Source organism: Syntrophobacterales bacterium (genome assembly GCA_019429105.1).
Classification (GTDB): Bacteria; Desulfobacterota; Syntrophia; order Syntrophales; family UBA5619; genus DYTH01.
Genome location: JAHYJE010000014.1, coordinates 38,380 through 60,880 on the forward strand (window position 1 = coordinate 38,380; position 22,501 = coordinate 60,880).

Here is a 22,501-nt window from a genome sequence, read left to right on the forward strand (position 1 = left end):
AAGCCGATGAGGTAGTTCGAGTACGTTTCAATCCACGCCCCCGCGCGGGGGGCGACAGGAAGAGGATGTTGAGACATGAGCCTTGGAACTGGTTTCAATCCACGCCCCCGCGCGGGGGGCGACGTCGCAAAACCCCTGCCGTTTTGATGATGCCTAAGTTTCAATCCACGCCCCCGCGCGGGGGGCGACGCCGTAGCTTTCGGCGTTGCCATAGGTTTTTTGAGTTTCAATCCACGCCCCCGCGCGGGGGGCGACCAGGATCAAATTCATGGCCTCCATAGCAGCCGTCGTTTCAATCCACGCCCCCGCGCGGGGGGCGACTGCGCCTGCGGCTCCGCTATGTGCGACATCGGGCGGTTTCAATCCACGCCCCCGCGCGGGGGGCGACCGCCGTAGCTTTCGGCGTTGCCATAGGCTTTTTGAGTTTCAATCCACGCCCCCGCGCGGGGGGCGACACCGGGCAACCATCAAGAAGATGCAATATCACGGGTTTCAATCCACGCCCCCGCGCGGGGGGCGACAGGATGATCGTCGATGGTAAAGCATAAATAGAATGTTTCAATCCACGCCCCCGCGCGGGGGGCGACTAGAACAGCAAAAAACTGAACAGCACCTGGTGGGTTTCAATCCACGCCCCCGCGCGGGGGGCGACATGGATTGGATGAAATTAGATGTGAATTGAAAGGTTGTTTCAATCCACGCCCCCGCGCGGGGGGCGACCCGACAGCGAAATCCTCAAAGACCTGCGGGATGATGTTTCAATCCACGCCCCCGCGCGGGGGGCGACAAAGGGAGGGAGGCTGCGACTCGCATCGTAGCCGTTTCAATCCACGCCCCCGCGCGGGGGGCGACCAACTCTTTGACAAGGAAATGCTGGCGCAGATTGTTTCAATCCACGCCCCCGCGCGGGGGGCGACCGTTGGCGCCTCGCTCAGGATGCCGGCCAAATTGTTTCAATCCACGCCCCCGCGCGGGGGGCGACCCGGGGAGTGGACAAACGGAAACGCAATGATCGAGTTTCAATCCACGCCCCCGCGCGGGGGGCGACATATGTCCCCGCGTCCGGCAGAGCGATCATGCTGTTTCAATCCACGCCCCCGCGCGGGGGGCGACGTTCCTGGCTGGCAGCAATTTCCCCAAGGGCTGCGTTTCAATCCACGCCCCCGCGCGGGGGGCGACCCCCCAGGACGCGGATGGTACAGATACTACAGGGTTTCAATCCACGCCCCCGCGCGGGGGGCGACTGCACTCGTGCATCTGCCGGAGAAACAACCTTTGTTTCAATCCACGCCCCCGCGCGGGGGGCGACGATGACCCAGAACAGGTAACATGCAACGCTCGCGTTTCAATCCACGCCCCCGCGCGGGGGGCGACTCAATTCAGCCAATGCCGCTCTAACTATGGACAGTTTCAATCCACGCCCCCGCGCGGGGGGCGACCAACGCCCACAATAGCCCGAGCAGGTCGTAAAAAGTTTCAATCCACGCCCCCGCGCGGGGGGCGACTTGACCCTACCCATGTTATTTTTACGTTTTGTAAGTTTCAATCCACGCCCCCGCGCGGGGGGCGACGAACACGCCCGCCTTTACCGCCACATATCGGACACGTTTCAATCCACGCCCCCGCGCGGGGGGCGACCACCCTAATAATCAACCCAATACCAACACCAATGTTTCAATCCACGCCCCCGCGCGGGGGGCGACATTCATTTCGTAAATATTCGTCCCTTATACTGCGTTTCAATCCACGCCCCCGCGCGGGGGGCGACGAATCGGCCTCGGAGCGAACCCCGGCGACAAAGAGTTTCAATCCACGCCCCCGCGCGGGGGGCGACCCTTTTGACGACATTGTAGTTTGAATTGATAATAGTTTCAATCCACGCCCCCGCGCGGGGGGCGACGTACCGGGATTAGTGCAATCTGCGGCTGATACTGGTTTCAATCCACGCCCCCGCGCGGGGGGCGACTACAAACCTTTTCCAACATAAAAATAAATAAAAGTTTCAATCCACGCCCCCGCGCGGGGGGCGACAATTGTTCGACCAACAACGAAAGGGAGGGTGAAAGTTTCAATCCACGCCCCCGCGCGGGGGGCGACGTCATCTGGGCGGTAGGGTGGTCGTCGAGGATAGTTTCAATCCACGCCCCCGCGCGGGGGGCGACTCATAAGACGTCGGTGTTGTTGAGTGCTGAACAGTTTCAATCCACGCCCCCGCGCGGGGGGCGACTCACTTTCCATAACACTTCGATACCATTAATACTTCACTTACTGTTTCGCGAACCTGTGCAAAAAAAGTTGTTGTATTCAATTGTCAAAGAGCCTATCTCATAATAGCTTATAGAATCGATTGCTTGCAGATAGCGCGAACTCCCCGGAGAAATAGTAACCGCTTGGGGTTCGCACCCGTCTTTCAGACTATCAACGGACCTTCCTGGTCCAGCGATTTCTTTGCGCCAACATGTTCTATCCGGTGTTTCCAGTTCGACCCGAGAAAATAGAAACGCAGGCTGTCTTCCTCTGGATTGATCTCCTTGATCAGTTTGTTTCGCAGTACAGTCCACTGCGCAGGATCAACAATGCACTCAAAAACAGAGTACTGCACGCGCTGGCCATAATTCTGGCAAGTCTTTGCCACGCGATGCAACCGTCTCTGCCCGGCCGGGGCAACCGTTGCTACATCATAGCTGACAAGAACAAGCATGACACTCCCTCAACTCTTCTCAATTGATGCCTCTCCTGTCGGAGCATTTTCTCCTTATTTCCATATAAATGGCGGGTAACCATCCATATCGCCCCGTAAATACCTTGCCATTAACATTGCCTGTATATGAAAAAGCGTCCCTATCGTGACCTTTTCATCCAGAAAAGGATGCACGATTTCCTCCTGCTTTCGCTCCTGATAAGCCACCAGCACTGTCTTTCTGGTATCGTCCGTCATCAATACCGCCCCAGACTCACTTTTTTTAAACCCCTTTCCCTGCACCTGGCGCAGGTTGATCAGCGAAAGGGCCAACCGGTCCGCCAGAAACGAACGAAATTCTTCCATCATATCGAGGGCCAAGCTTGGTCTTCCCGGACGATCCCGGTGGAGAAATCCTACCGCGGGATCGAGTCCAACCACCTCCAAAGCCGAACGGACATCATGCACAAGAAGCGTATAAATAAAAGAAAGCAGGGCATTGACATTGTCCAGAGGCGGGCGGCGGTTGCGCTCCTGAAATGAAAAAGCCTCTTTCTGTACCACAATCAGATGATCGAAAACGCCGAAGTAGGTATGTGCCGCATCCCCCTCACAACCTCTGACTTCATCCAGCGGCCTTTTTTTATTCAACTGCTCCAGTTGATTGCTCAGGCGCTTGACGGCAAATCCAACCTCTTCCGCAGCGATCTTGTCCGCATGATCTCGAAGCGCACGTTGAAGGACTGTCCGGCTGTTGGCAATCTTACCGGTCAGAACTGCCCGTGCAATTTCGGCGGAGACGTTCATGTCATCGGCTTTTCGGTACTGCTCCCGCCGCAAGAGAACATTTCCGGAAACCGGCCCCTGAACGCGCGCAAGAAAGCGCCCGTGCTCAGTCAGGAAACTGACGCCAACGCCGTTTTCCGCGCAAAATCCCATTAGAAAAGGGCTACACGAAACATTTCCAAAACAGACAATCCCGCCGATCGTATGAACGGGAAGCCGAAGGCGAATTTCCTTCTCGACCTTCACAACGATGGTCTCACCCTCTTTGGCGAGATACGCGCCCTGGGTTGTGACAAACAGGGTATTGAGGTATTTCTTCATCGCTCTCCCAATACAAGCTTCAGAGATTCAGAGCTTATTCATTGCTTCCCATATCACCCACAATACCTAATTTATTACCCATATCGGGCGTTATTACCTAATTTTCTCGCTTGTTCCATTTTGCGTTCCTGCCACGGCCAAGACATTCAATAGCCCCTTGAATCTGAAGGTCTTTAAGAACCCTGCGTATCATATCAATGCCGACGCCAGGACATTCTCTTTGCAGGTCAGCGACACTGAAATTGCCGCTAAAACTCTCAACCGCCTTGTGAATTATTGTCGTTTTCTCACCCTTTGGCTGCGGAGATCCACTCAATCTGTTTTCGAATTCTTCATAAGCCTTTTTAATTACGAAACAAACAAAATTTATATAATGCCACGGGTTATGCCTGCCTTCGTGCCATCCCTCCGAACTCATTTTCAATGTTTCATAATATCGTTCCTTGTTCTGTTCGATGAGACGTTCGAGGCTTATAAACCGCCCGACCTCCATTCCGAGATGATAGCACATCAGAAGCATCAGCAACCTTGAGACCCTTCCATTTCCGTCGCGGAATGGGTGTATGCACAGAAAATCGAGATTGAATGCCGCCATTGTCACCAGGGGAGGAATTTTCGTATCGCGCAGACATTCCTGCCACGAGGCTATCAGTTCATTCATGGACGATGCGGTTTTCACAGCCGGAACGGTTCGGAACCTTATACTGGAAGTACCGTCATGGCGTGTTTCTATAATGTCGCTGTCTTTTTCCTTGTATTTGCCGGCATCCCATATTTCTCCCCGCATCTGAGAGTGAAGTTTCTTGCAGGTATCTTCCGTGAGGGGCAAGGTTAACGCTGAATCATGTATAAGTTTGAGCGCCTCACGATAGCCGCGCACTTCTTCCTCGGAACGGTCTTGAAGTAGGGATTTTCCAAACAGAATCGTACCGATGCGCTTCGTATCAACTTCAACGCCTTCAATACGATTGGATGAAACAGCGCTTTCAATAAGGGCATGTTCTTTAAGGGATTTCAGCCTCTGCGGCGACTGCTTTTTATAAAGTTCCTGTCTGCCCTTCGCCTCGCTTATATCGGCCAGATACCACGATGTCGATACCGGGATTGTGTCGAGACTCGATATGAACAATTTTAGAGTCATCATAGCACGGGGTCACTCCTTTTGTTTTCTGTCCTTGGCAGTTCCTTCCATCTTGGCAAACAACCGTTTCCGTTCCAACGGGTCCATCTAAAAGATATTTTCTATTGCGCTGCCCTGATCAGTGCCAAATAATTTTTTACCGAACGGTCTTTCTGCAGGGCCTTCGGCATACATTCCGCCACCAGCGAACAGCTCTCGCACCGCTTCGAATAAACCGGCGGGGGCGTTATCCCGGCGGCGATCAGCTCGTGTACTAGGCGGGCAATTTCCTCTGTTTCCCGGCGTAGCGGCTCGTCGAAAAAAACATCAAGCCGACGTCTGGTCTCGCCGTAGAAGAGAGCCCCTGTGGGAATTTTAATGGAGAGCATTTCTTCCAGACAGATTGCCTGCGCGCAGAGCTGCACCTTGTCGGAATTATCCTTCTTAGGCTTTCCCCGCTTGTATTCCACCGAGAAAGGAAGCCAGGAGCCGTCCGGCTGGCGGTGAAACTCCACAACATCAGCCTTTCCAATCAGAGCCAGGCTTAGTGAACGAAGAGACACCCCGTAATCAATTCTGATCTCACCCCTGACGGCACGGTTTTCTTCATGCACATGCTCGTGCATGATTCGTCCCTCGGCGGTAAACCTGTTCTCATTCCATATTTGCTCAATATGGATTAAGGCGCAACGCCGCGGGCAGTAAGCATATTGATTCAGAGCGGAAATAGGAATCAATTCCCGCTCTGAATCCCCCCGGAAACCATTTTCAGACATCCGTTTGCACATTGGTTAAAGCACCTATGCCGTCATCCCACATCCACAGTTCAACACCAGCAGGGATTTTATCTTTGCTTATCGTTACTTTATAATGAGCAAATATGCGGGGGGTTGTCTCTTTGTCCCTGCTCATTGTTTCATCAGCTTTGCAAATATCTATCACGTTCCCGAGATCCAGAAGTGTATGAGCTGGCGCGCACCCGAGCATAGCCTGTCTAACTTTCTGCTCAGGATTGGTATCGGTACCCACATGTTTGAACACATATAGCCCTCGGCAGGACATCATTCCTTTGCTGGCGGAACGGTCGTGATCGTACATGTTGTAAAGTGCTTCCCAGAGATTTTTGAGATCGTCTTCGGAAAAGCCGGTTCCTTTGGCAAGGTTGGCGCTTATGAAGCCTTTGGCCACATAGAGACCATAAGGTATCAATGCCTTACGGCCCATCGTGCGAAGAGAATCCTCCGGAGCCTTTGCCTCCCATTCAGCATGCTGCTGATAAGAGGAATCACTCTTGATCTCCCTATCTGTAGGCGTTTTGGCAACTCTGGTAATGGAAAGGTCAAGTGGCATTATCGGATCGAGGGATCGGGCAAACGCAAACTGAACCGGGCCGCGCACCTGTCCGGCATTTGCGCCGGTGCTGAGAACCGCCCCAAACGTTCTGACATCAAAGAAGTTTTCGCACATCCATTTTCGAGCCTTGAGAGACTGGTCTTTTGTTGACTTGCTTTCTTTAGGCACAGCACCATTGGTCTTTTCATGTGCAAGAGCAATCGGCTTGTTCAGATTGGTAGCGTGTTCAACATAGATGGCATTTGGTGATTTATTCTCAAATCGTTCCATGATGAAGTTCCGCACTCGCCGTTTTAGTGCTACGTCGGAGACAAGTCCGTGCATGTCCTCCGGGTCTATGCGCGGACTGTTGCCAGCGTCCGGGTCGCCGTTGGGGTTGCCGTTTTCACAGTCGAATAGATAAAGAAATTCGTAGCGATTCTGAACGTTCATTGTATTTCTCCTTTGCTGGATTCGTTGGCGTCGTTATTCTTCCCAGCCCGATTGGCGGCAATCTGCTGGTAATAGCCGAGCGCAAAGATGGTCTGTTGTTCAAGGTCAAGTGTCCTTGGAATGTAGTCTTTAATACTGCTCATGACTTCGGCAATCTGCTCTTCGTACCGGAAAGCAAGCTTTGGCCTTTCCGACGCGACTTTGCCAAGATGGTTTTTCGCGTTTCCCATCAGACGGCCAATTGTAAGACCCGGCGTCTGGCTGGCCGCCACATAGTAGCGTTGCACGACACCGGCACCGACATCCCCCAACGCCGCCCTTTGCAGGCTCGCCAGCATTGCCAGGATACGCCCACAATGGTACGCGGGTTCGGGGTGTTCTTTGTTCAGATAGGCACTCATACCGTGATTTCCTCCTTTGCGAATGAAGTATGCTTTGATTAAACCCATACGGGCATGGTTGAACGGTTTGTCGTCAATAAGGTCAGTGCGGAAACGGGCCAGTGCCTGGGCGATGAACGGCTGGGGAATCGGCAACTCGGCCAGGGCGACACGCCAAAGCGTTGTTGCCGTTGGCGCAGGAAGGTCTTTTAAATCTCGTACGATTGCACCGCACACCGCCATAAATTTCGGATCAGGGGCAAGTTTGCCGCCGTTTCGGGCAACAATCTCCAGGTCGGAGAACCATTGTCCGATTCTGGCAACCAGTTCCTCAAAACTCCCCTCCATCCAGTCACGCACCATAACCCGTCCGGCCGCGCCCGATACTGTCATGGCAAAGTAACGGTTATTGGCCGGGATCGGTCGCTCTCCGGTACGCAGGGAGCCGAGGATCTTTCCGGCTGTGCTCTGTGCCGCCGCTTCAGTCTGTTCAGGTGGCTCAAACAGAAACGCCAACGGGTCGTTCTCAGTCCTGACAGCTTCCTTGAACCAGTGGACAACTTTTGCACCAGCCAACATTCTTGAGTGGTTGGCAATGAGGAAGTTAAGCCCCTTTGAATAACTATTCACTGCACCTTCAGACATGGAGCAGTTCGCCGACTGTTCAAGCCGGAATGATTCGAAAGCTTTCTTGTCAAACCCAATCAGAATATCCTGACCTCTCCCTCCTACAGTTTTAAGGCCGGAAATTTTAGGATGAGTTGCTTCGGGGTTGACATTCTCTCCGCTTAAAAAGCAGAGCATGCTCGCAGTGCCTTTCCCTTCATTTGTCAGAGAATTACGGAAATCTGACCACCATGTAAGACAGGGAAGATGCTTGAGGGGGTCCAGGCCAGCAATTGTGAAAAAAGCCTTATCGGTTGGCTTGGCCCCTTGTCTGACAAGATGTTCCCTTAACAACTCAACTTTTTCTGAATCGTTTAAAAAATGTGCTGCCATAAGCAACTCAGGAGCTACCTCGGCAGCCATCTTCAGTAATTCAACAAAATACTGGTTTTTCGCGTGATACTTTTCTTTGTCATCCTTCTTATCGAGCAGCAAAAGCATTACCTGTAATGTTTCTACCAGGAAATGACATCGTCCTCCGCCCTGGAGAAGGTTCGATGGGTATTCAGGGCACTTTTCCAGTTCACCACCATCATCACTGCCATAGGGTTGGACAACAGCGGTCCCTCTATTACTAATGTCAACCCTCCATTTTACCCTTTTCGGCCCGAAACCAGGTTGTAAAGTTGATATATTTTTCGTAGCAAAGTCAGCCACATGATGCAGCATCAGCTTCTCCCCCTTTCCGGTTTCCGAACTTTTTCGCTCTCAAAGGGTGGAACCGCTAAAACGCCCCCCTTCACGGTTGCATCGAAGAGGGTGATGAATGGCTCATCGTCCCGGACGACATCTCGCCGTAAATCAAAGACATCGTAGAGCATCCAGCCAATGTGTTGATCAAAAGGAATCGCCTGCTTTGACGATAAGTCGCTGGCATGTACATATTCAAAGAAAGCCGGGAATTCGCTGCAACCAAAGAAGGGCTGCTGGAAGCACTTCCCTTGTTTTGCACGACGTTCGAATATGCTATCGAACTTGGCAATTTGATCCGAGGCAGAAAACTTCGGTTTCGAGATGATCCGAGCGGTCATGAGGTAACGGACATTTTTCAGCGCCATAGTTTGTCGCTGTGTTCTACCTTTCTGGTCGGTGCCCAACTCATCCTTACCGCCATCAGCCCAAAGAGGTACCGGCTGTTCGCGCCCTTCCATCCAAGCCTTGATGGTCCTGTCTGACGGTACTTTGTCCTTGACCTCATTTCGTCGCAGGGCGATGTAGCGGGGCATCTCAAGGATTTCGATCCGTTCTACCTGCCAGTGGAAATAGGGACGTATGCCATTATCGTCACGAATTCCTTCCCAGTAGATAGCATCAAAGATCCCCCGTGCGGCGGACGGCGTGATAATGGGGTAGCTGAATCGTTCAACCTTCATTTCCGGCCTTGTGAAGCAGGCCAAGTCTCCCCATACTTCCAGGGTGTGGATCTTGCTATTCACATTTTTCCTCCTTTCTTTATGCAATCATAATTTGTTGTGATTGCGGCAGGCGCAGTCCCAAAATTTCATCATAAAATTTGCGGTCGGGGTCTTCCAATATGTACCACTCGTCAGAACTTCCCTTGCCATAGCGAAGCTTGGCTGGAATTAACACTTCCCAGGCAGCGTGACCTTGCTCAGGCCGGAAGACGCTGACAGTAAGACCTTGCGCTTGCCGCATCCATTGAGCGTTTATCCCTTGTTTGTCCTGTCTTCTCTGTAAATCATTGAACTGATCAAATTTCTTTTCGTAGGGAACCAGCACCTGAATGGCTGACTGGTCTATCAACCGATATTCCTTAGCGACACGAGCGAAGTCGACGGCAGTCATCGCCTCTAAGAGCTCTTTACTTTGGGTCTCAGGTTTGCTCAGATCATACAGCCGGTGATAGTAGTCGCGAAACACCGCAGGGTCGTTTAAATCAATACCGTCCTTACCAGACAGGGTCAGCATTGTACGGGTTACCTCTGCTGCCTGAAAATAGGCTCGTGTCGGATAACGCCTCCGATAGTCTCCTTCGATATCCGGCTCGAATACTCTTACTTCCCCAAATATCCGCTTGCCTGCTTTGTCCGTAAGTTTCCCTTCCCTGTTGCAGCGACCGGCGGCCTGAGCAATGGAATCCAAGGGTGCGATTGCGCGATAGACAACGGGAAAATCAATATCTACTCCGGCTTCGACGCACTGGGTTGAAATCAATCGACAAGGTCTGCCTTGCCTCAATTTGTTGTGAACATCGTCCAGAACGGCTTGGCGGTGATAGGCACAGAGATTGGTTGAAAGATGAATGATCGCTTCATCATCCTTCATTTCGTCAAGGAGCGTTGCCGCATGGCTCTTGAGATTTACGACACAAAGCACTTGTTTCTCGTTCCGAAGTTCCTCCGCCAGCTTGGGCCATTCAGTAACTTCATCTTTACTCGGCCAATGGATATTATGCCGCCTGAGCATTTTATAGAGGCGCGGGTAATCCGGAACTGTCTCTGTTGGTTGCCATCCACTGGGAACGTAGGACTGTACCGCTTGATTCAAGGTGTCGAATGCCGGTTGGGTTGCGGTAGCAAAAAGAACGGTGGTCCGGTATGTTTTGGACAGATGCGACAAGGCTGCAAGTGTCGGCACAGTCAATGATTGTGGCAATGTCTGCGCCTCATCAAACATAATGACCGATTCCATAAGATTATGAAGTTTACGGCAAGCTGACGGCCGATTGGAAAAAAGCGATTCGAGTAGTTGCACATTGGTGGTGATGATAATCGGAGCATCCCAATTCTCCGAGAGAAGCCGACGAGCTCGTTCGGCGGCAAACTCCGCGTCACCTTTCGCCTCTTCACTGCCCAGGCCGGCAAGGCTATGATGCTCTAGAACGTAGTGTTCAGGGAATAGCTGGAACACGGCCCGGTAGATTGCCGCTGTCTGTTCGATGATTGACAAATAAGGTACAGCAAGGATGATTCTCTTTATGTGAGTATTATTAGATGCGTGCTCTAACGCAAATTTAAGCATGGCTAAAGTCTTGCCGCTGCCGGTTGGCGCGGTAAACGTGAAGAGTCCGGACTTCGCAGTTGCAGAGAAAGTGGCCATTTCCCAAAGGGCGTTTCTGGCATTAAGCACGGTTTTATCAGCCTCATTGATTCCACGAATTTTAGTATCCATGAATAGCTCCAAGGCATTAAGTGATTCCTTGGCTTTAAGTTCAGGACCAGGGTTGCGACATTTTTTCCCCTCTTTATCCGCTTTAAAATGGGCTTCCGTATCCAGGAAATCGGCATCCGTTAAACAAGAGAAGAGCATTCTTACATTAAGCATGGCAGCGATCGGATTTTTAAATCCCTTTTGAATATCAATGATGGGTTCCGAAGGTTTTGAATACTTTAGATTATCTTCTGAAAATCTATTATTCAGGAGATTTTCATCCGTATCGCTAAGTCTCAGATTGAGGGGATGATGCTTGTCAAGCGTTTCCGGGTTTAAAGCACTGAGCGCGCTCTTTCCTCCTTGCTGTAATCCCACATGATGCCCCTGAATAGCCAAAGCTGCTGCGACGGCATGCTGTTTAAGTGCAATCCAAGCTCCTAATGACCAGTGATCTAAGCCGCTTACCTCACCACGCAAGCGAGCTTGGAAAAGATCTGCATACTTTCCTATATCATGCAATTGTCCGGCAAGCACTGCCTCGTCAATCCAAGGTACGTCACCACAAAAATTTTTGGCTTTTTCAGAAACTTCAGACAAATGATCTGCCAACGGGTGCTTTATTCCTTCCGTATTTGCACTATGTGCGTAGAAACGTTCCGTCATTTTTTTTCCAACCGCTTTCGCTTTTCCGGCACAGCCAGATAGTTTTCTTTTGAGACAACCATTTTCTTCGTCTCTTTTTCCAGTCCTTCGCGGGCATCCCCGGCAATCCGTCCGCCTTTTCTGGCGGCGGCGCGGTTTTCCGTAAAACCCTCGGCGTCTTGCGCTTTGGTGATCTCTGTTGTGGCAGCCTCGCCCAGCATCGAAAAGATCAGTTCCAGATCGTTCATGTGATCCCGCAGATTTTCGCGTTGCAGCCCCTTCAAATCCTTATACTCAGACGGGGTAAGGCCGAAGGTGGCTCTGGTAATTTCGGCCGTCAGAATAGCGTGTTCTTTTTTCTGGCCGACCTGCCGTTTCTTCCATTCGCCAGTCAGCTCGTCCCGGATGGCAATGCCGCGCATCCGCTTTCCAATCCAGTCGTCGGAATATCCCTTGGCCTGGTAGAGGGCTTTTGTCCGTTTCGTGGATAGCTCTGGGTCTGCGATTTCCTGTACGCGGTCATAGCCGACCTTTGCCAGCCAGCGTTTGAAGGGTTCAGCCTTGGGCGACGGAAGCGACTGGATGATACGGAAAAGCCCTTCGGTGTTGGCGCAATCCGTTTCGCGCTGTTTTCCGTCCGGCGCGGTCAATTTCAACCCGTGACAAAATGCCACCACCCCGCTTCCCTCCGTCTTGAGCCTTTGCTTCAATTTTCTCCAGTAGGCGCCGGGATCGGCGCTCCCCGTCAGTAAGGCGCATACATCAACAACAGAAAACCACCATTCGTTGTTATGAACTACTTTTCTGACTTCGGCGCTATGAAAAACTGCCAGTTTTGTTTCCATAAATTCAACCCATGATATCGCACGGAATTTGTCCAACAATATTGCCGCCAGCACATTTTCCCCATTCAGATGACTTCCTGTGGTTTATTCAGATTTTTTATGATCTTGTCAAAATCTGATTCATATAGCTGATCTTGTTTTCGTTTAAACTCTGAATACTCCTTGAGGGCAAGACTCCGGGCGACTTCATGGCTTACTTTTCCTGCGTCAAGAAGAATCTCGTACTCGGAGAACTGCAAGAATGCATTGAGTTTTTCTATCCAGTCTTTCATGAACATAGGTTTATTCCGCACCGCCTGCAGTTCCGCAAAATCCAGGTACATGCTCACGATTCGGTTCAGATGATCCAGTTCCTCTTTTCCCAGGTAGTTTTTGTTCGAGCAAATCATCAAAAAACCGCGCACTGAAACGGGAACCATATTTGAAACGATCGCTGTCGATGGCAAACCCTTTGTGAATATACTGTTTGAGAATAGCGATGGCCCACTGGCGGAATTGAGTGCCCCGTTCGGAATTGACGCGATAACCAACGGCAATAATGGCCTCAAGGGAATAGCAGATGATTCTCCTGGTCACTGCACGGCCGCCCTCTTTTTGAACTACCGAGAATTCCTCGGCAGTTGCCGCTTCACTCAGTTCTTTTTCCCTGTATATGTTTTTCAAGTGGAGCGATACGTTATCCGGGGTGCAATCAAAGAGCTCCGCCATTCGCTTTTGCGATAACCAGATGTTTTCGTTTGCGTACAGCACCTCGATATTGATATTGCCGTCGGGCGTCTGGTAAACCGTTATCTCGTTGTCAGGCAGTTTTTTCGATTTGCTCATGTTGTGTCAACCTCCCTAATACTTGCGGGAAATGTGATGCGGATATTTTCGGCGTCATTTTTCATCGGAATACCCCCTGGCCCGATCATTCAAAAACCGCACATTTTGCTTCCATCTTTTCGCCCCATGATTCCGTTCTTTCAAACTTACGCATAGTTATACATACATGCCTATAGCTGTGCAGTTGAATTCCTGCTTCATAGAGACCGGTTTCGTTCCGGTCTTGCGACCAGAGTCAGAGCCTTTCTCTCCACAGGCTGTCACCGGGGAACTCCCGGCGAGGTCGCCTACGACCATCTTTGCGTATGCCTCAAGGTTTATCGCGGCGTTTATGTCCCGGTCGTGGACGCTTCCGCATTCGGGACAACTCCATGTACGGCAACTCAGCGGCAACTTGTCCAGTTTGTGACCGCAGAAAGAACAAGTTTTACTGCTTGGATGCCACTGGTCGGCAACCACGACGATTCCTCCGTACATGGCAGCTTTGTAGTCAAGCTGTCGCCTGAACTCGAAAAAGCTCATGTCGGCGATTGACCGGGCTAACCTGCTGTTTTTCATCATGCCGGAAACATTCAGGTCTTCGATTCCAATCAAGTCAAAACGGCGCGATAGTCCCGTGGTCAGCTTGTGCATGGCGTCATTCCGGATATTGGCAATCCTCGCGTGAAGTTTCCCCAGTTTTGTCTTGGTCTTTAACGCATTCTGCGACAGGGGAATCCTTACGCCCTTCGGGATTGCCTGCCGGGGGCGCAGCCCCGCTTCAGCCTTTGCCGCTTCCATCTTCCGGCTCAGTAAACGGGATAACCGGCGTTGGCGATGAAGAAGAGCCTTGTGCGCCTTCGGCCCTTCAAGCTTTTCTCCCGTTGATAATGTTGCCAGCGCCGAGATTCCGAGGTCAACTCCGACAGAGCCGTGGTTTTTGGCTTCTGCCGGGATTGACCCGGTTTCTACGGTTATACTGACAAACCATTTGTCCGCCGTCCGGGAAATCGTGGCGGACATGATTTTTCCTTCAAATCTGAGTGATTCGCACATCCTCACCCAACCAAGGTTCGGGATGCGGATACGTTTGCCTTTGACGTCGAACTGGTCGTTGGTGATGGTGAAACTGTCATGCAGACCTTTCTTGTGAAACCGTGGATGCTTTGCGCTCCCGTTGAAGAAATTCCTGAATGCCTGCCCCAACTGCATGATCGCCGTCTGCGGGGCGTTCTTCGTCACTTCCAGCATCCACGGAAACTGCTCCCGCTTGATGCTGTTGAGCTGCCTTCTCAACGCACCTTCAGAAGGCGCAGGAAGCATCGGATTGGCTTTGTGTTCCTGATACTGTCTGTCCCACTCACACAATGCCCAGTTGTAGGAAAACCTCGCTGTCCCGGCAGCCTTTTGAAAATAGGTGTGCTGCCTGTTATTCAGCGCCAAGGCTATTTTGTGGGAACGAATCATATACTTATCCTTTTTGTGTAGAGTTGTTCAAGTTTAGATATGTTTGACCTGAACTGTTCTAACCCCTTATACCACCTCCGGTACGACAAATGATGTCAGGCCAGATTATTTTTTAAAAATCTTTTTAAAAGAAATCATCGAGGAGTTTTCATGACATAGGTTTTCTTAGGGTCTTTCCGGCTGGTGCCGACTTCGGCCAGAATCCCTTTCTCGACGAGGCTGCGCAATCTTGTCCGCGCCGTTCTGTCGGTTGTTTCCCACAATTTCGCGGCGTTCTTCGTCGTGATCTCCCCGCAACCGGTGAAGTGCTCCATCAACGGAGCAAGCCAATCCGGGGCTGTCCGTTCGGAAACGACCCCGGAAAACAGGGTCACACGAAAACTGGCCCCGATTTCCTCGAAGCGCGGCGGTTGAATGCCTTGAGCCTTGCAGGCGGCGATAATTCGTCCTATCCCCGATCCCCATTGCTCAATCAGCTTAAGTTCCCGAAACACCCGACCGATAATCCGGTTACGAAGTCGGGACACTCCGGACAAGGCGGCTTCGAGAGTCAGCCCGAAGGGGAGAAAACCGGGATTGGTGATCTCAAGGCGGCCGTCGAAAATAGCTATCTTGATGTCCATTCCCCCAAGGGCATAGTCCGCATGAACCACTGCGTTGATAATGGCCTCGCGCACTGCCTGAATGGGATATTCGGGCAAATCCGTCCGTCGTATCCGCCCGATTTCGGCGGATTGACGGGTATGGCGTTCGATAAAGGAAATAGCGGTCTCGATTGCCTTGGGAAGATATTCATCAATTTCCGTTTGATCCAGGAACCGCTCCGTCCCGGTCCCCTGAAAACGGGCGCAGCGGATAACCGCGTCGGGGAATATCGTACGCCGGTTTTTCCCGAAAAGAAGGATGCCCCCTCGGGTGGGAATGTTCTTGCCCCCTCGATTCACCAACAAACCGAGGGTTGTCATTCTGGCTTCATTTAACGGCCGCGATACCTCGGCAAAAAACTCGGAAGCGGCTCGGAAGTCTATGGCTTCCGAGTTGACTTCCGTGCAGGGTTGTTCATCAAAAAAAGTATTTCTGGAAAGCCTCCGGATTTCTTCGATGATCTCCGGGCCGGCGCGCCGGTTCGTGGACCCCAGCCGAATATAGACCCCTTTTTCGATCCCTTCCGATTTGACATAGTAAGGCCCCGGGGTATGGGGCATCGAGACGATGATCAATTCCCGGTCGCGCCAGGCGCTTATCTGGATGTCGGGAATCAGCAGAGGCTGTATGCTGTCGGCAAAGGCATTCGCCAACTTTTCCTCATCGGCGAGCGGATCCGGCAGACCGACGACATCCTTCGTTCGGTCCCTTATGCCAATGACGAGCACGCCGCCTGCGGTGTTGGCAAAGGCGACGACAGACTGAACGATTCTGGGCAGAGAACGGCAATTTTCCTTGAATTCAATCGTCTTTCCCTCTTCCCTTGCCAAAAGGTTTTCGACGCTGTTCCAATCGGTCATGTTATTGTCCCGTGAGTTCCCTATTATGTGCCCTTCTGATTTTCTTATACCACCTCCGGTACGACAAATGATGTCAGGCCAGATTATTTTTTAAAAAATATTTTTACCGGTAAATTTTCCCCATCCGGACGATTTCCCGTTTGACCGCCTCGCGGAGCTCGTCGGGGGCGACGACCTCGACATCCGCGCCGTATTTCAGGATTTCCCTTGTGATTTCATAAAGTCCCGATACGGGAAAGCTCAGGGTCAGAGAGCCGTCAGGGGAAAGAACGGTTTGCTGCGCCTCGTGCCACTGCTGTTCGGCGACAAGCGGCGAGATCGTCGCTGAAAAGCGCAACGTCGCGGTGGTCGAATTGTCGCCCGTAATCACCCCGAAGTTGCGGCGGATGAACTCTTTGGGCGGGGGCAGGTCGGGCGGGAGCGGCAGTGTTTCAGCACAGGGTTCGACGGCAAGGATGCGGGAAACGGCGAAATCCCGGATCTCGCGCCGCAGGCCGCAGAAGGCGATCAGATGCCAGTTTCCCATATAGCAAAGCAGGTGCAGCGGGCGGATGATCCGCTCGGTCGTCTCGTCGGCGTACGGGGTGTGATAGGAGATCTTCAGCGCGGTTTCCCCGAACAGGGCGGCCGTTACCGCATGGAAGGTTGCCTCCGGGACACGGTAGTAGGCGATATTTTTGATGGAAATCTTTTCCTCGATCTTCGCCAGATCAAGCGGTACGGAGGCGCTGCGGACGGGCAGGATATGTTCGACGAGCTCGCGCAGCGCTGTCTTGATTTTGTGGTCGGGAATCGCGGCAGCAAGCCGGAGCGAAAGGCTGAGCGCCTGAAGTTCTTCCTCCGTGAGCCATACCGGGGGCAGCTCGTAGCAGTTGTTTTCGTATTCGAATCCCCGGCGGCCGGGGTCGTAGCGAAGCGGGGCATGCAGCCGCTCCTGCATGAATTCGAGATCGCGCTGGGCCTGTCTGGGGGAGATGCCGAATTCGGCGGCCAGCTTCACCGCGTTCGGAAATGTCCCGGCGCGGATCCTGCCGTGAAACCAGGCGTATCGTTCGTAGGAGAGCTTTCGGGTCATGCGATTTCCCGAATAATAGTTACAGCAACCGCCGTACGCTGCTTGAAAAGGGTGATTGTCCCTGCGAATCTTTCAGGCCGGTTGTGTCAACAATTATTGGGACTGTCAAGTTTTTTGTGTAAAAGCCTGTTGAGTTATTCAGATGATTTTGTTATCAATAAAGCGTGATTCAGCATCAATTTGTGGCGTGATAATCAATGGATCAAATACCAAATAAGGAATACCTGCGGGCCATGTCCCTTGCCCGCAAGCTCGCTGCCGAAGTGGGCGAGCCGCTGTTCTACCGCGAACGAACGCTTGAGCGAACCGCTTCCGAAGAGCTCTTTTCTTCCGAGCCCCTGGTGCGGGATATTTTGCAGATTATAGAAGCACGGGGGGACTATCTCGGACACGGCCTGATTCACGTCCGCAAAGTCGCCATTGATGCCGGGGCCTTGATTTTAACGGAAAACGACGAGGAAATGGTCGCTCCTACCGTCAGAAGAATGGTTTTACTGGGGCATCTTGCAGGACTTCTGCACGACATTTGCCGTCGGGAAAAAAAACATGCAGAAAAAGGCGCCGCCGAAGCATGCAAAATTCTGACCGGCTTTCCCCTCAGCGATCAAGAGCGCCGCTCGATCGCCGGCGCGATACAAAACCATGAAGCCTTCCGGCCTTTTCAGACGGACACCGCGCCTGCGGTGCAGCTTCTTTCCGATTCCCTTTACGATGCGGACAAATTCCGCTGGGGGCCGGACAATTTCACCGAAACCATCTGGGCGATGACGGCGCCGCGCGCGATTCCCCTGTGCGAACTTTTGCCGAAGTTCCCCGCCGGCATGCATGGCGTTGAAAAGATTAAAGAAAGCTTCCGCACGGCAACCGGCCGCAGATATGGCCCTGATTTTATTGAGCGCGGCCTGGAGATCGGCCGCAGACTTTATGCGATTTTGACCACCGGCTGCTGAGCATGCAGAAGTTTCAGGGCTCGGCCAGGGGATTGGTCGCGGCGAAGATGCGGACCATCTCGGCGTGAATCAGGCCGTTGGTGGCGAGGATCTGCGGAGAATGGACATTGTATGCGCCGCCGGCAAGATCGGTGACAACGCCTCCGGCCTCTTCCACGATCAGCCAGCCGGCGGCGGTGTCCCACGGGGCCAGCTTCAGTTCCCAGAAGCCGTCGAACCGCCCCGCCGCGATAAAGGCCAGATCAAGCGCCGCCGAACCCGCCCGTCTGATTGCCTGGGCATGAAGCGCCATCGCCTTGAAGTAATTTATATTATTGTTTCGGTCGGTTCGTATGTCGTAGGGAAAACCTGTTGCTAAAAGAGATCGGGAAAGCGCTGCGGTAGATGATACATTCAGTCGCCGGCCGTTGAGATATGAACCTGCCCCCTTCTCCGCTGCAAAAAATTCGTCGGACATGGGATTGTAAACGGCGCCCAGAATGATCGTTCCCTCAACCTCCAGGGCGATGGAAACCGCGAAAACCGGGTAGCCGTGGGCATAATTGGTGGTTCCGTCCAAGGGATCGATAATCCAGCGGGATTCCGAAATATTTATTTTTTCCGGCGATTCCTCCGTCATTATGCCATGATCGGGAAACCTGTGGCTGATCCTCGCGACTATCAGTTCCTCAGAAAGGCGATCCGCCTCGGTTACGATATTTATCTCCCCCTTGTACTGAACATCATGCCGGTCATAAAGCCTGCCGCGCAGAAGCGCCCCTGCCGCACGCGCAGTCTCCTCGATAAACTCTCTCAACTCGTCGTTATTTTGCATGCATCTCATCCTCTGCCGCTCCGCGCTTTGCGCCGCGTCACAATTCATTAACGACCTGCCCGGCTGGGCCGTCGCGACGTCAATCACATCACAAAGGTGAACGAATAGCCAGAACAAAATATTTTCTCTCGCCCTGATTTTAGATTCGTTGCGCATATTTATTTCATTGCATTTATCTATTTAATGATGCTAATCTTTATCACCATTTGGGAATGCTTGTAACACCGATATGAAAATGCACGCGACCACCGTCACTGGTCCGGAATTCAAGAGCGCTATCGAATAGAACTTAGCGGGTTATACTATCGGCGAGGACATCAAAAAAATGAACGACAACAATAACATTCCCCCAGCAAATACAGGCTCGGCGCCGGAAGCAACTGAGGCTGATCTGAAGACTTTACGGGAAGCCCGCGGGCTGTCGCTGCCTGATATTTTCGCCACGACACGGATCAGCATCGTTAACCTTGCGGCGTTGGAAAATGGCGATTTTAAAAGCCTCCCCTCTCCGATCTACACGAAAAGCTTTATTAAGAAATACGCCATGACGGTTGGAATCGACGAAAAACCGCTTCTCGACAGGTATGAAGTTTATCTTGCCGCCACCGACAAACCTGCCGAAACCGAAGAGGTCAGAAAGCCCTGGCCGGAAAGCGGTCGACGGTATCTGTTCCTTTATGGAAGTCTCGCCCTGGCAATCATCGTCGGCATTATCGTCCTGACAATTTTTTTCTATAATGGGAATAAACCGGCGGCGCCCGTCTTGCCCGCTGTAAAACCTGCATCGGAACCGGCCGCTTTGCCTGCCGCAAGTAATGCGGCGCCAACGGCAATGCCCCCGCAAGCTGCGGCGCCAGTCAGCCTGGCCCCGGAAAAAACTGTTTCACCCTCCCCGGACCAGTCTCAAACAGGCAAGTACCATCTGGTTGTTGAGGCGCGTGAGCTGACATGGATGAGAATAGTTGCAGACAAGAAAAACCGCACTGAAGTCTTGTTGAAACCGGGCGAGAAAATCGAGCGGAGGGCAGCGGAGGGCTTCCAGCTCTATATAGGCAACGCCGGGGGCATAGACCTCTTTTTCCAGGGGAAACCCCTGGGGGCGCCGGGGAAACGGGGCGCCGTTGTTACTGTAAATCTTCCGGCGGAAGAACCGAAAAAGGAAAATAATTGAAAGCGGCCATTTACTGCTTGTAAAAGGTTATCATTTGACAATGGCTTTGCGATAGTTTAGGATCGCGTTGGAAAATTTAGAGAAAGAGGGTGTAAAATTATGTTTGGAATAGGCATGCCTGAATTGTTAGTCATCCTGGTTATCATTTTAATTATTTTTGGAGCCGGCAAACTCCCCGAAATCGGCAGCGCTCTGGGCAAGACCATCAGAAACTTCAAGAAATCCAGCAATGAGCCGAATGAGATAGACGTCACTCCCAAAAAAGAGGATAATAAATCCGACGACAAGAAATCATCCTGAATCCTCTACGACAAAGAATCCGCGACAATCTCTTTAAAACCGGCCGCGCCGCCTCTGCCGCCAACCTTCGTTCTCAGGCGAAAAGGCCGGTCTTTGCAAACTCTTCTATCTCTGCCTCCTGATAGCCGATGCTGGAAAGCACCTCTTTAGTATGCGTCCCCGCCGGCGAACCGGCCGGTCCGTATTCGGGAGGAGTCGCCGAGTAGCGGATCGGATGGCCGATTTGCCTGATTGTTTGCCCGTCGGGAAGCGGCGTCTCGATCACCAGCCCCCGCTCCCTCGTCTGGGGATCGTTTAGCATCTCGTCAAGCGAAAGCACCGGCTCGACGCAGGCATCCGTCTTCGCAAAGAGGGCGCACCACTCGTCTCTGTTTTTGCTTTTGATAATCGCCCGCACCTCTTCTTTAATTTTTGACAGCCCCGGGGGAGCCACCCCGCCGGGAATCAGGTCGGAGCGGCCGATTACCGTACAGAAAGCGGTGAAGAACTGCGGCTCCAGTCCGCCGAAAGAGAGATATTTTCCGTCGCCGGTTTCGTAAAAATCGTAAAGGGAGCCGCCGTTGAGCAGTTCCGTTTCGAAGCCCGGCTCCTGTCCGCCGGCAAGAAAGGCCATTCCGGCAAAGGTGTTGAAGGCGACGACGCCGTCGGTCATCGAGACGTCAATATGCTGCCCCTCCCGGGTGTTTTGCCGATGAATGACCGCGGCCAGAATGCCCACAAGCGCGTTGCCCGAGCCGGATGCGACATCTGCAATCTGCATTCCCGTTAGCGTCGGCCCCGTTTCTTTCCTGCCCGAATAGGACATGACGCCAGCGCGGGACAAATAGTTTATGTCATGCCCCGCCCGGTTTTTCAGCGGTCCCGTCTGGCCGTAGCCGGTAAGCGAACAGTAGATAAGAGCTGGATTTGCAAGGCGAAGCGCTTCGTAATCCAGCCCCAGCCGCGCCATCACGCCGGGACGGAACTGTTCAATAACTATATCGTATTGGGCGATCAGCTTTTTTACAACCGCGGCAGCCCGTTTATCCTTAAGATTCAGCGTCAGGGAGCGCTTTCCCCGGCCGAGCATCGCCGAGGCGGCGGAAAGTTTTGTGCCCGGGATAAAAGGCGGCCAGAGGGCGGTCAGATCCGGCCGGGAGCCGGAGACAACCTGCAGAACATCCGCGCCGAGATCGGCCAGGGTCATGGTCGCGAATGGCCCCGGCAGCAACGTGGTAAAATCGAGAATTTTCAGTCCTTTCAGCGGTCCAGCCATTTTTTTCCTCCTGCGTAATTTTCTAAAGCCCCATAACACGGGCGGCGATAACGTTCATTATCTCGTTAGTCCCGGCAAAAATCTGCCTAACCCGGATATCCCGCCAGGCGCGGGCGAGTTGATAATCATGCCCATGCAAGGTAATGGATATGCCTTTCTCAATCTGGAAATAGTTTCTCGAACTCCTTGGGAGTTACAATCCTTATCCCCTCATAATTCTTCAGAACCAGTAAGTCTGCATCCCCGGTAACCAAGTAATCTGCAACTGCCTCCCTGGCACAGGCCAGAATCAAGTCATCATCCGAATCCCGGCAGATGGGTGTGATTGAATCAGTTTGTCCGAGAATTTCTTGCGTTGCCTCAGAAAGAATAGTCTTTGCTTCGGACGTTTCATGAGGAGAGGCGGCAAACTTTTTTTTAAGGACACGCTTAAATTCTTGCAGTATGCCATCGCATAAAACCAGGTCGAAATCCCGCCTGCGTGCACGGGTCAGGAGCTTGGCACAGATTCCCTCCGTGAGGAAGGCGGCGATAAGAACGTTCGTATCGAGAACAACCTTCACGATACCGCCTTAAAAACATCATCTTCGGCGACAACACCGGCAGCTTTGGCCTTGATGGACAGTTTCTTCTTTATATTACGAAACTTCGTTTCCCAAAGAAACAACCCTAATGATTCTTTTACAATGTCGCTCTTGTTCCTGCCCATGGCTTTGGCAATGGCCTCAAGTTCCACCGCCATTTCATCCGGCAAACTTACTGACAAGACGGTTCTCATATCATTCACCTCTTGTACTACAATACACTACACGTATGACTGC

22 protein-coding genes and 1 CRISPR repeat array (1 of these 23 cut by a window edge) are annotated in these 22,501 nt (G+C 52.3%); of the genes, 3 read left to right on the forward strand and 19 right to left on the reverse strand.

The genetic code is table 11. From position 1 onward, the window contains the following. Positions 1 to 2,227: direct repeats of the CRISPR family, unit length 32 nt; unit sequence GTTTCAATCCACGCCCCCGCGCGGGGGGCGAC; it begins 437 nt to the left of the window's first position. Between the two features lie 183 nt (positions 2,228 to 2,410). The 14 genes from cas2 to K0B01_06645 all read right to left on the reverse strand — a co-directional run bounded on the left by cas2 (position 2,411) and on the right by K0B01_06645 (position 17,190). Then, a complete protein-coding gene (gene cas2, locus K0B01_06580) occupies positions 2,411 to 2,701 on the reverse strand; it encodes a CRISPR-associated endonuclease Cas2 (GenBank protein MBW6485800.1) in 291 nt (96 codons plus the stop codon). Positions 2,702 to 2,755: 54 nt separating this feature from the next. Beyond that, a complete protein-coding gene (gene cas1c / locus K0B01_06585; GenBank protein MBW6485801.1) occupies positions 2,756 to 3,787 on the reverse strand; it encodes a type I-C CRISPR-associated endonuclease Cas1c in 1,032 nt (343 codons plus the stop codon). 97 nt (positions 3,788 to 3,884) lie between these two features. Then, on the reverse strand, positions 3,885 to 4,931 hold the full coding sequence (locus K0B01_06590) for a Fic family protein (GenBank protein MBW6485802.1): 1,047 nt from the start codon (positions 4,929 to 4,931) through the stop codon (positions 3,885 to 3,887). Between the two features lie 98 nt (positions 4,932 to 5,029). Continuing rightward, positions 5,030 to 5,695, reverse strand: a complete 666-nt coding sequence (cas4, locus tag K0B01_06595; protein MBW6485803.1) for a CRISPR-associated protein Cas4 — start codon at positions 5,693 to 5,695, stop codon at positions 5,030 to 5,032. Further along, on the reverse strand, positions 5,676 to 6,692 hold the full coding sequence (gene cas7c / locus K0B01_06600) for a type I-C CRISPR-associated protein Cas7/Csd2 (GenBank protein MBW6485804.1): 1,017 nt from the start codon (positions 6,690 to 6,692) through the stop codon (positions 5,676 to 5,678). The genes cas4 and cas7c overlap by 20 nt, the downstream gene beginning before the upstream one ends. Then, the gene (gene cas8c, locus K0B01_06605) at positions 6,689 to 8,407 is read right to left on the reverse strand and encodes a type I-C CRISPR-associated protein Cas8c/Csd1 (GenBank protein MBW6485805.1); all 1,719 of its coding nucleotides are present in this window, start codon (positions 8,405 to 8,407) and stop codon (positions 6,689 to 6,691) included. The genes cas7c and cas8c overlap by 4 nt, the downstream gene beginning before the upstream one ends. Continuing rightward, a complete protein-coding gene (gene cas5c, locus K0B01_06610) occupies positions 8,407 to 9,111 on the reverse strand; it encodes a type I-C CRISPR-associated protein Cas5c (GenBank protein ID MBW6485806.1) in 705 nt (234 codons plus the stop codon). Before cas5c ends, cas8c begins: the two co-directional genes overlap by 1 nt. 79 nt (positions 9,112 to 9,190) lie before the next feature. Continuing rightward, on the reverse strand, positions 9,191 to 11,515 hold the full coding sequence (gene cas3 / locus K0B01_06615) for a CRISPR-associated helicase Cas3' (GenBank protein ID MBW6485807.1): 2,325 nt from the start codon (positions 11,513 to 11,515) through the stop codon (positions 9,191 to 9,193). Then, entirely contained in the window at positions 11,512 to 12,339 is an 828-nt protein-coding gene (locus tag K0B01_06620; protein MBW6485808.1) for a Bro-N domain-containing protein, read from the reverse strand. The genes cas3 and K0B01_06620 overlap by 4 nt, the downstream gene beginning before the upstream one ends. 65 nt (positions 12,340 to 12,404) lie before the next feature. Further along, the gene (locus K0B01_06625) at positions 12,405 to 12,728 is read right to left on the reverse strand and encodes a virulence RhuM family protein (GenBank protein MBW6485809.1); all 324 of its coding nucleotides are present in this window, start codon (positions 12,726 to 12,728) and stop codon (positions 12,405 to 12,407) included. After that, positions 12,622 to 13,164 (reverse strand): virulence RhuM family protein, encoded by a 543-nt coding sequence (locus tag K0B01_06630; protein MBW6485810.1) that lies wholly within the window; start codon positions 13,162 to 13,164, stop codon positions 12,622 to 12,624. The genes K0B01_06625 and K0B01_06630 overlap by 107 nt, the downstream gene beginning before the upstream one ends. 156 nt (positions 13,165 to 13,320) lie before the next feature. Then, positions 13,321 to 14,610, reverse strand: a complete 1,290-nt coding sequence (locus K0B01_06635; GenBank protein MBW6485811.1) for a transposase — start codon at positions 14,608 to 14,610, stop codon at positions 13,321 to 13,323. Positions 14,611 to 14,744: 134 nt separating this feature from the next. Continuing rightward, positions 14,745 to 16,115, reverse strand: a complete 1,371-nt coding sequence (locus K0B01_06640; protein MBW6485812.1) for a helix-turn-helix domain-containing protein — start codon at positions 16,113 to 16,115, stop codon at positions 14,745 to 14,747. Positions 16,116 to 16,218: 103 nt separating this feature from the next. Continuing rightward, positions 16,219 to 17,190, reverse strand: coding sequence for a YafY family transcriptional regulator (locus K0B01_06645; protein MBW6485813.1), 972 nt, complete (start codon positions 17,188 to 17,190; stop codon positions 16,219 to 16,221). Between the two features lie 197 nt (positions 17,191 to 17,387). Here K0B01_06645 and K0B01_06650 point away from each other — a divergent pair, with 197 nt between their 5' ends. Then, positions 17,388 to 18,140, forward strand: a complete 753-nt coding sequence (locus K0B01_06650) for a hypothetical protein (protein MBW6485814.1) — start codon at positions 17,388 to 17,390, stop codon at positions 18,138 to 18,140. Positions 18,141 to 18,153: 13 nt separating this feature from the next. Here the strand turns inward: K0B01_06650 and K0B01_06655 are convergent, their stop codons facing one another. Then, positions 18,154 to 18,963: an inositol monophosphatase gene (locus K0B01_06655; protein MBW6485815.1), complete on the reverse strand. Its 810-nt coding sequence runs from the start codon at positions 18,961 to 18,963 to the stop codon at positions 18,154 to 18,156. Between the two features lie 316 nt (positions 18,964 to 19,279). Here K0B01_06655 and K0B01_06660 point away from each other — a divergent pair, with 316 nt between their 5' ends. Together K0B01_06660 and K0B01_06665 are read left to right on the forward strand one after the other, a co-directional pair. Then, a complete protein-coding gene (locus K0B01_06660; protein ID MBW6485816.1) occupies positions 19,280 to 20,125 on the forward strand; it encodes a DUF4115 domain-containing protein in 846 nt (281 codons plus the stop codon). 99 nt (positions 20,126 to 20,224) lie between these two features. Beyond that, positions 20,225 to 20,425 carry a twin-arginine translocase TatA/TatE family subunit gene (locus K0B01_06665; protein ID MBW6485817.1) on the forward strand — a complete coding sequence of 67 codons (201 nt, stop codon included), beginning with the start codon at positions 20,225 to 20,227 and terminating at the stop codon, positions 20,423 to 20,425. Between the two features lie 73 nt (positions 20,426 to 20,498). Here the strand turns inward: K0B01_06665 and K0B01_06670 are convergent, their stop codons facing one another. The 4 genes from K0B01_06670 to K0B01_06685 are packed head-to-tail and all read right to left on the reverse strand — an operon-like array spanning position 20,499 to position 22,458. Continuing rightward, positions 20,499 to 21,680: a CoA transferase gene (locus K0B01_06670; protein ID MBW6485818.1), complete on the reverse strand. Its 1,182-nt coding sequence runs from the start codon at positions 21,678 to 21,680 to the stop codon at positions 20,499 to 20,501. A 22-nt stretch (positions 21,681 to 21,702) separates the two neighbouring features. Continuing rightward, the gene (locus K0B01_06675) at positions 21,703 to 21,819 is read right to left on the reverse strand and encodes a hypothetical protein (protein MBW6485819.1); all 117 of its coding nucleotides are present in this window, start codon (positions 21,817 to 21,819) and stop codon (positions 21,703 to 21,705) included. Between the two features lie 19 nt (positions 21,820 to 21,838). After that, entirely contained in the window at positions 21,839 to 22,243 is a 405-nt protein-coding gene (locus K0B01_06680; GenBank protein MBW6485820.1) for a putative toxin-antitoxin system toxin component, PIN family, read from the reverse strand. Further along, a complete protein-coding gene (locus tag K0B01_06685) occupies positions 22,240 to 22,458 on the reverse strand; it encodes a ribbon-helix-helix domain-containing protein (GenBank protein MBW6485821.1) in 219 nt (72 codons plus the stop codon). The genes K0B01_06680 and K0B01_06685 overlap by 4 nt, the downstream gene beginning before the upstream one ends. Between the last annotated feature and the right edge of the window lie 43 nt (positions 22,459 to 22,501).

Bases quoted from the DNA above. Each gene is read 5' to 3' on its own strand.
- K0B01_06685 (MBW6485821.1), bottom strand. From the start codon at position 22,458: ATGAGAACCGTCTTGTCAGTAAGTTTGCCGGATGAAATGGCGGTGGAA.
- K0B01_06650 (MBW6485814.1), top strand. From the start codon at position 17,388: ATGGATCAAATACCAAATAAGGAATACCTGCGGGCCATGTCCCTTGCC.
- cas5c (MBW6485806.1), bottom strand. From the start codon at position 9,111: ATGAAGGTTGAACGATTCAGCTACCCCATTATCACGCCGTCCGCCGCA.
- cas2 (MBW6485800.1), bottom strand. From the start codon at position 2,701: ATGCTTGTTCTTGTCAGCTATGATGTAGCAACGGTTGCCCCGGCCGGG.
- cas3 (MBW6485807.1), bottom strand. From the start codon at position 11,515: ATGACGGAACGTTTCTACGCACATAGTGCAAATACGGAAGGAATAAAG.
- cas4 (MBW6485803.1), bottom strand. From the start codon at position 5,695: ATGTGCAAACGGATGTCTGAAAATGGTTTCCGGGGGGATTCAGAGCGG.
- K0B01_06660 (MBW6485816.1), top strand. From the start codon at position 19,280: ATGAACGACAACAATAACATTCCCCCAGCAAATACAGGCTCGGCGCCG.
- K0B01_06635 (MBW6485811.1), bottom strand. From the start codon at position 14,610: ATGATTCGTTCCCACAAAATAGCCTTGGCGCTGAATAACAGGCAGCAC.
- K0B01_06630 (MBW6485810.1), bottom strand. From the start codon at position 13,164: ATGAGCAAATCGAAAAAACTGCCTGACAACGAGATAACGGTTTACCAG.
- K0B01_06590 (MBW6485802.1), bottom strand. From the start codon at position 4,931: ATGATGACTCTAAAATTGTTCATATCGAGTCTCGACACAATCCCGGTA.
- cas8c (MBW6485805.1), bottom strand. From the start codon at position 8,407: ATGCTGCATCATGTGGCTGACTTTGCTACGAAAAATATATCAACTTTA.
- K0B01_06670 (MBW6485818.1), bottom strand. From the start codon at position 21,680: ATGGCTGGACCGCTGAAAGGACTGAAAATTCTCGATTTTACCACGTTG.
- cas1c (MBW6485801.1), bottom strand. From the start codon at position 3,787: ATGAAGAAATACCTCAATACCCTGTTTGTCACAACCCAGGGCGCGTAT.
- cas7c (MBW6485804.1), bottom strand. From the start codon at position 6,692: ATGAACGTTCAGAATCGCTACGAATTTCTTTATCTATTCGACTGTGAA.
- K0B01_06645 (MBW6485813.1), bottom strand. From the start codon at position 17,190: ATGACCCGAAAGCTCTCCTACGAACGATACGCCTGGTTTCACGGCAGG.
- K0B01_06625 (MBW6485809.1), bottom strand. From the start codon at position 12,728: ATGATTTGCTCGAACAAAAACTACCTGGGAAAAGAGGAACTGGATCAT.
- K0B01_06640 (MBW6485812.1), bottom strand. From the start codon at position 16,115: ATGACCGATTGGAACAGCGTCGAAAACCTTTTGGCAAGGGAAGAGGGA.
- K0B01_06665 (MBW6485817.1), top strand. From the start codon at position 20,225: ATGTTTGGAATAGGCATGCCTGAATTGTTAGTCATCCTGGTTATCATT.
- K0B01_06620 (MBW6485808.1), bottom strand. From the start codon at position 12,339: ATGGAAACAAAACTGGCAGTTTTTCATAGCGCCGAAGTCAGAAAAGTA.
- K0B01_06655 (MBW6485815.1), bottom strand. From the start codon at position 18,963: ATGAGATGCATGCAAAATAACGACGAGTTGAGAGAGTTTATCGAGGAG.